This window comes from Pantoea sp. CTOTU49201 (genome assembly GCF_032054795.1).
GTDB lineage: Bacteria > Pseudomonadota > Gammaproteobacteria > Enterobacterales > Enterobacteriaceae > Pantoea > Pantoea symbiotica.
The window spans coordinates 1-5,484 of the sequence record NZ_DAMBSA010000173.1; the positions used below are offsets into that span (position 1 = coordinate 1).

At 52.7% G+C, this 5,484-nt stretch carries 6 protein-coding genes; 3 read left to right on the forward strand and 3 right to left on the reverse strand.

Features of this window, described 5'->3' with window-relative positions; all coding sequences use genetic code 11:
- Positions 1–109 precede the first annotated feature (109 nt).
- Entirely contained in the window at positions 110–1,615 is a 1,506-nt protein-coding gene (gene proP, locus RTY00_RS13265) for a glycine betaine/L-proline transporter ProP (protein ID WP_008108164.1), read from the reverse strand.
- Between the two features lie 359 nt (positions 1,616–1,974).
- Between proP and RTY00_RS13270 the strand changes: the two genes are divergently transcribed.
- The 3 genes from RTY00_RS13270 (at position 1,975) to RTY00_RS13280 (ending at position 3,829) form a co-directional block, all read left to right on the forward strand.
- On the forward strand, positions 1,975–2,775 hold the full coding sequence (locus tag RTY00_RS13270; RefSeq protein ID WP_312664767.1) for a hypothetical protein: 801 nt from the start codon (positions 1,975–1,977) through the stop codon (positions 2,773–2,775).
- Entirely contained in the window at positions 2,768–3,238 is a 471-nt protein-coding gene (locus RTY00_RS13275) for a hypothetical protein (RefSeq protein WP_312664768.1), read from the forward strand. The genes RTY00_RS13270 and RTY00_RS13275 overlap by 8 nt, the downstream gene beginning before the upstream one ends.
- Before the next feature lie 111 nt (positions 3,239–3,349).
- Complete coding sequence (locus RTY00_RS13280; RefSeq protein ID WP_312664769.1) at positions 3,350–3,829, forward strand: hypothetical protein; 480 nt, start codon at positions 3,350–3,352, stop codon at positions 3,827–3,829.
- Here the strand turns inward: RTY00_RS13280 and RTY00_RS13285 are convergent.
- Together RTY00_RS13285 and RTY00_RS13290 are read right to left on the reverse strand one after the other, a co-directional pair.
- Entirely contained in the window at positions 3,821–4,780 is a 960-nt protein-coding gene (locus RTY00_RS13285) for a D-2-hydroxyacid dehydrogenase family protein (protein WP_312664770.1), read from the reverse strand. The two genes, RTY00_RS13280 and RTY00_RS13285, sit on opposite strands and share 9 nt — an antisense overlap.
- The coding region (locus tag RTY00_RS13290) for an EAL domain-containing protein (RefSeq protein WP_312664771.1) at positions 4,755–5,484 on the reverse strand (730 nt) is incomplete at its 5' end. The genes RTY00_RS13285 and RTY00_RS13290, both read right to left, overlap by 26 nt.

Consider the following 5,484-nt stretch of genomic DNA (forward strand, 5'->3'; position numbering starts at 1 on the left):
AACTTATGCAGGTTAAAAAAGTGGCAATAGTTTACCCCTTTTCGGCACTGCGCATGAAGGATTGTGTGCGGAAACGAAAACTCCCGCCGGGCGGCGGGAGCGGGGAAGATTACTCGTTGATGTCCGGGTGCTGCTGCACCAGGTTTTTACGTTTCGCCTCAAGCTTGGCGATCTCGTCATCAATATCTTCGATTTTCTGCTCGATGTTGTCGTGATGCTCCTGAAGAATTTCACGCGCTTCTTCGAGATCCGACGCCGCCGGAGTGGCACCGCGCAGCGGCTTGTTAGCGGTCTCTTTCATGTAGATACCGGTAATCAAACCAATCACCGCGACAACCATCAGGTAGTAAGCTGGCATGTACAGATTGTTGGTGGCTTCGACTAAATAAGCGGCGAGTGTCGGTGTCAAACCAGCAATCAGCACCGAGATATTAAAGGCACTTGCTAACGCGCTGTAGCGAATGTGGGTTGGGAACATCGCAGGTAGCGACGACGCCATCACACCGGTAAAGGCATTAAGAATTACCGCCATCAGCAGCAGACCGGCAAAAATCAGGCCCAACACGCCGCTATTGATCAGCATAAAGGACGGTATCGCGAAGGCAAATAGCGCGATAGAGCCAATGATGATAAACGGACGACGGCCAAAACGGTCACTTAGCATGCCCATCACTGGCTGCACAAACAGCATACCCATCATGATGGCGATAATGATTAACACGCCGTGATCTTCCGAGTAGTGCAGGTTATGCGACAGATAACTCGGCATGTAGGTCAGCAGCATGTAGTAGGTCACGTTGGTGGCAATCACCAGACCGATACAGGCCAACAGGCTTTTCCAGTGTTTGGTCGCAATCTCTTTAAACGACACTTTCGGGCCGTCGCGCAGACCTTCACGGTCGCCCTGTTCCAGTTTCTCAACGTGCTGCTGGAACGCAGGCGTTTCTTCCAGCGCATGACGCAGATACAAGCCGATAATGCCCAGCGGCAGCGCAATAAAGAACGGAATGCGCCAGCCCCACTCGAGGAACTTCTCTTCACCGATGATGGTAGAGATCAGTACCACAACGCCCGCACCCAGCACGAAGCCCGCAATCGAACCGAAGTCGAGCCAACTGCCCATAAAGCCGCGCTTACGGTCAGGCGAGTACTCGGCAACGAAGATCGATGCGCCGGTATATTCACCACCGACTGAGAAGCCCTGCGCCATTTTTGCCAACAGCAGCAGAATCGGTGCCCAGATACCAATGGAGGCATAAGAGGGTATCAAGCCAATACAGAAGGTACTGATCGACATGATGACGATGGTGATAGAGAGGATTTTCTGGCGACCATATTTATCGCCCAACATGCCAAAGAACAAACCACCGAGCGGACGAATCAGGAACGGAACTGAGAACGTACCCAGTGCAGCAATCATCTGTACACTTGGTGAAGCATCCGGGAAGAACACCTTACCCAGTGCATAAGCCACAAAGCCATAAACACCAAAATCAAACCATTCCATCGCGTTGCCCAGCGAAGCCGCGGTAATGGCTTTACGTAAACGGGAGTCATCGATAATCGTGACATCATCAATCCCGATAGGTTTTACACGCTTCCTACGTAGTTTCATGCAGATACCCTGTATTGGAATTCGAAAAATCCTCAACGCTGCGGACTCAATAAATGCCAACAGTCCGCGGCGTTGAGAAAATTAAAGCATAGCCGGGAAATAACGTTTTTCCCTGGCCTGCCGGGCAATTATTAGGGGGGTAATGATTGCCAACCGCGACAGAGTATACCGATTTAGTGTGATATTTGTCATGTTTTCACCATTAACTGGCTATTTTTTAGCTAATGATACGGCTTTATTCATGCTTAAACGCGTCAAAAAAAGAGGGGGAAATAACATTACGCGCTGCGGTTAGCGTGCGCCTTATGGTTAATCTACTTATACTTACGCCAATTGCTTTTTTGGAAATCAGGATTCGCATGGCGCGTTATGTTTTGTTTGCCAAAAGTCTCTGTTTTGATGCCGAACACCAGATGTTTTATCCGCTGAATTCCTCAACACAACGTGTTGCGCTGACGACGCTTCAATGCGCAGTTTTACGCCGCGTGCTAAATGCGCAGGGGAAATTGGTGCGTAATCAGGCACTGCATGTGCTGTTTCAGCGGGAACCCACTGATGTGCCCTTTGCCGATCGCCTTACTACCACAATTGCCGAGATCAATCGTCTGGCACTGCATGCCCACGCGCCAGGTGCCTTGATACACCAGGTTCCGCTAATTGGCTGCGTGTTGGCGGAGCAGGTAGATGTCGAACCCTATAACGACATTGTGTCTGTGGACTCAGAGGCTAAGATGTCGGTTATCGTGCAGCCTGCAACACGAATGAAAACTGTTGTAGCAAAGAGAAAATCCTGGCTGCTGCGCGGAGTGCTGGTGATCTTTTTGCTGCTTAATGTGGCGCTTGCGCTGGTCACGCGCCATGAGCTAGCACCGACCGGACATGCAGGCACAAACTACATATCTTATGGGCATGAGGCGCAAACCCAGGTGTTCATCGCGGAAAGCCTGATGCCGAATTCCTTTGCTGTGCAGGATGCGTTGCGCCGATTTCGTGACCTAAAACCGCATCTGCCGGATGGTTCTACTCCACCGCTGCTTTACATAAATCGGGCGCGCACGCGCATATTTACCAGTGCTTTCCTCTGCGTCAGGCCGATGTCGCAAAAGAATAATGAGTGCATGTCGTGGATGGTTTCTGCTCAGGAGATACCGGATGCGTAAGTTATGGCTTGGGTTCGCTATTTTTATGCTTTTTATCTTGCCCTGGATATTGGTGTTGCTGGCGCGCCCCGCTGAACCTGTACCAGAGTGGTGCGATGTTCCATATCGAATTGATAATGAAGGAATTTCTACTGGTGCGATTGATGCTACCGTGCGTAATCGCTTTAGAGCAGATGGCAGCGGCAGTTCAATGCTAACGGGTACCATTACCTTGCGAGATAATCACTATCGCGTCCACAGAGTTTCAAACATGAGCTGGTATCGTCAGGGCGACTTTATGCGAGTGAATACCCATGAGGTGCAAATTATGGCCGATGATACCGTGCCAGCCGCACTGGCGGCACAGGTTCTTTTCACCTCGGCACGTGAAGCCAATAATGATTTTTATCAGATGTATCAACTCCCGAACGGCGATCAAATAATCAATTATTCTGGTATGCCGCGGCTTTATTGCCATACCTGATTGTTGCGCAAATAAATAAGAAAAACTTATCATTAAGCGAGGCGGTAAGCACCGCTTGCCAGTTTGTAAGCATTCAGTAATACTCTGCCGCCGTGCTTAGGTGGAGTGTTCATGTCGAGGAAAAACGCCCAGTCTTTTAAGAATCCCTGGCTGTCGATGATCGACAGTGTAGAAAGGAATCTTATCAATATTGTGCCTGCGGCACCGCGGACGGCTGCCGTTTCCAGTACCTCGATTGAGTGGATTAACTGTGGCGAACGTGCCGATGCGCAGCTGGCATTATTGGCGCAACAACCCGATGAACTGCTGCAACGCCTGAAAAGCTGGCGTCAGGCCGGATTACTCACCAGCCAGGCGATGGAGAGCTTTCGTCAGCTGCAACGACTGACACAAACCAGCATCGCACGTAACCAACCCATCACGCAGCTTGATGAATATCAGCAATTAGTGGGCCAGTTAACGCCGACGCTGGAGCGCATTAATCAGCGTCTCAACGCCCAGCGCGATCTGCCGAATGGCGCGCTGGCGGAAGATAGCCTCGAAGTGGCGCTGCGTATTGCGGAAAAACGTCGCGCAGGCCGTTCAGAGTAACGAGCGCAGTGGCGCACCGGTCAACCATCCCTGAATATCTTCCACCGCCTGCGTAAAGTAGGTGCGGTAATTGCTGTCGGCAACATAGCCGAGATGCGGCGTCGCCAGCACGTTCGGCAGCAGACGCAACGGATGATCCGCCGGAAGCGGCTCCTGTTCAAACACATCCAATCCCGCACCGGCTAACTGACCCGATTGCAGCGCGGCGATCATCGCCTGTTGATCGACAATCCCGGCACGCGAGGTATTAATCAGCAGCGCGCCGGGCTTCATCTGCGCCAGCGCCGCCGCATCGATCAAATGCCGTGAGCGCTCGCTCAATACCAGATGAATCGACACCACATCGCTGCTTTTGAGCAGCGCTTGCAGCGAGGGCGAGCGCTCAACGCCAAACTCGGCGGCGCGTTCAGCGGTTAAATTCTGGCTCCATGCACACACATGCATCCCAAACGCCTGCGCCACTTTTGCCATCTCGCCGCCGATTTTGCCCAGTCCGAGCAAGCCCAGCGTTTTGCCCTGCAGACTCATGCCTAAGCTGTGCTGCCACGCGCCGTTGCTGCGCAGCGCTTGATTCTCCGGCACGATATGGCGCGCCAGCCCAAGCAACAATCCCCACGTCAGTTCCAGCGGTGCCGCGCTGCTGCTGGCGGTGCCACATACCGCGATATAGCGTTCCGCACAGGCATCTAAATCGATGGAAGCATTACGCATGCCGGAAGTGACCACCATTTTCAGATTGGGCAAGCGGCCAATCAGCTCGGCGCTGAGCGGCGTGCGTTCGCGCATCACCACCAAAATATCAGCGTGGGCGATGTGCTTAACCAGTTGATCCTGGTCGGCGACATGTTCAGTCAGGGAAGTCGTGTTAACCAGCGGGGCGAGAGACGCCCAATCGGCAAGCGACTGGGCGACGTTCTGGTAATCATCAAGAATGATGCAGTTCAGGCTCATGATGTTCCTCAACGAGAAGTGGCTTGTGCCCTTGCTCGCTGAGCCAGGCACGCAGCCGGTCATTATCCAGCGGACGGGCATAATAGTAGCCCTGAATAAATATCACACCACGCTGCCGCAGGTACTCAAATTGTGTTGCGGTCTCTACGCCTTCGCCGAGTACATCCAGTTCCAGCTTGTGGCACAGATTAATAATCGCATCCAGCACCGGCGTTTCGACGTCAAGGCCTTCAATGGCGTTAATAAAGCCGCGATCGATTTTCAGATAATCCAGCGGGAAGGTGAGCAGATAGGTCAGCGAGCAGTGTCCGGTACCGAAATCATCAATCGCGACCTTCATGCCCTGCGCGCGCAAATGACGCAGTTTACGCGCCACCATTTCACCATCTTCAATCAGACTACGTTCGGTCAGCTCAAGCGTGATAATCATCTTTTTATCTTTGATGCGCTCAGCAAACAGCTCGATATCTGCCACGAAATCGGCATGTTGCAGATGTTCCGCCGCCAGATTCAGCCCAATGTGAAAACCCGGTTCGACCTGCCAGCCCTGAATATCTTCCGCCATTAACTCCAGCAGATGCTGGGTCAGCGGCACAATCATGCCTTCGGCTTCAGCGGCGCTGATAAAGATATCCGGGCGAATCATGTCGCCGTTGGGCCGTTGCCAGCGCAGTAAGGCTTCAACACCGGCGCAGGCGTGCAAG

Coding starts and splice junctions, on each gene's coding strand:
- proP (WP_008108164.1), bottom strand. CDS start 1,615: ATGAAACTACGTAGGAAGCGTGTAAAACCTATCGGGATTGATGATGTC.
- RTY00_RS13270 (WP_312664767.1), top strand. CDS start 1,975: ATGGCGCGTTATGTTTTGTTTGCCAAAAGTCTCTGTTTTGATGCCGAA.
- RTY00_RS13275 (WP_312664768.1), top strand. CDS start 2,768: ATGCGTAAGTTATGGCTTGGGTTCGCTATTTTTATGCTTTTTATCTTG.
- RTY00_RS13280 (WP_312664769.1), top strand. CDS start 3,350: ATGTCGAGGAAAAACGCCCAGTCTTTTAAGAATCCCTGGCTGTCGATG.
- RTY00_RS13285 (WP_312664770.1), bottom strand. CDS start 4,780: ATGAGCCTGAACTGCATCATTCTTGATGATTACCAGAACGTCGCCCAG.